This window comes from Caballeronia sp. GAWG1-5s-s, assembly GCF_023631445.1.
Taxonomy (GTDB): domain Bacteria; phylum Pseudomonadota; class Gammaproteobacteria; order Burkholderiales; family Burkholderiaceae; genus Caballeronia.
Window position 1 is genome coordinate 1 of record NZ_JALQDC010000057.1, and the last position, 1,229, is coordinate 1,229.

The following is a 1,229-nucleotide window of genomic DNA, read 5'->3' on the forward strand; positions in this document are numbered from 1 at the left end:
AGGTTCGCCAACTCCAGCGCCTCGACCTTCGCGGTGTTGAACACCTTCGACTTGTCCTTCAGATGCACGTGCTTCACGCGCTCGGCCAATTCCGCCACCTTCTCGACGCCCTCTTCCAGGAGCTTCGAGGTGCGGAACACGCCCGCGTGCGATTGCATCGTCGCGCGGATGTCGTTGGCGATATGCTGCGTGTATTCGCCCGAGGTCGACTTCTCCAGCACCGCGAGACGCTCCAACGCGAAGTCGGCGGCATCGACCGGCAGCGGCTTGTGCTCCTTCATCTCGGTCGCGTGCTTGATGATGTGATTGCCCGCCGCACGGCCGAACACGACCAGGTCGAGCAACGAGTTCGTGCCCAGACGGTTCGCGCCGTGCACCGACACGCACGAGCATTCGCCCACTGCATAGAAGCCGTTGACCGGATCGTCATAGCCCTTCGCCGTGCCGACGACTTGCCCGTGCATGTTCGTCGGAATCCCGCCCATCTGATAGTGGATGGTCGGCACCACGGGAATCGGCTCCTTGATGCAGTCGACGTTGGCGAACTTCAGCGCGATCTCGCGAATCGACGGCAGACGCTTCATGATCGTCTCCGCGCCGATGTGCGACAGGTCCAGCAGCACGTGATCCTTGTTCGGGCCGACGCCGCGGCCTTCCTTGATCTCCTGGTCCATCGAGCGCGAAACGAAGTCGCGCGGCGCGAGGTCCTTGAGCGTCGGCGCGTAACGTTCCATGAAGCGGTCGCCGTTCGCGTTACGCAAGATGCCGCCTTCGCCGCGCACGCCTTCGGTGATCAGCACGCCCGCGCCTGCGACGCCGGTCGGGTGGAACTGCCAGAACTCCATGTCCTGCAGCGCGATGCCCGAGCGCGCAGCCATGCCGAGGCCATCGCCCGTATTGATGAACGCATTGGTCGATGCCGCGAAGATGCGACCCGCGCCGCCCGTGGCGAAGAGCGTGGTCTTGCCTTCGAGGATGTACACGTCGCCCGTTTCCATCTCCAAAGCCGTCACGCCGAGCACGTCGCCGTCAGCGTCGCGAATCAGATCCAGCGCCATCCACTCGACGAAGAAGTGCGTCTTGGCCGCGACGTTCTGCTGATACAGCGTGTGCAGCAACGCGTGACCCGTGCGGTCGGCCGCGGCGCACGCGCGTTGCACGGGCTTCTCGCCGTAGTTGGCGGTATGGCCGCCGAACGGGCGCTGATAGATGGTGCCGTCCGGATTGCG

At 64.4% G+C, this 1,229-nt stretch carries 1 protein-coding gene; it reads right to left on the reverse strand.

The annotated features are described in order from the left end of the window. A partial coding sequence (locus NCR34_RS28405; protein ID WP_250501435.1) for an FAD-binding protein occupies positions 1–1,229 on the reverse strand: 1,229 nt, incomplete at both ends.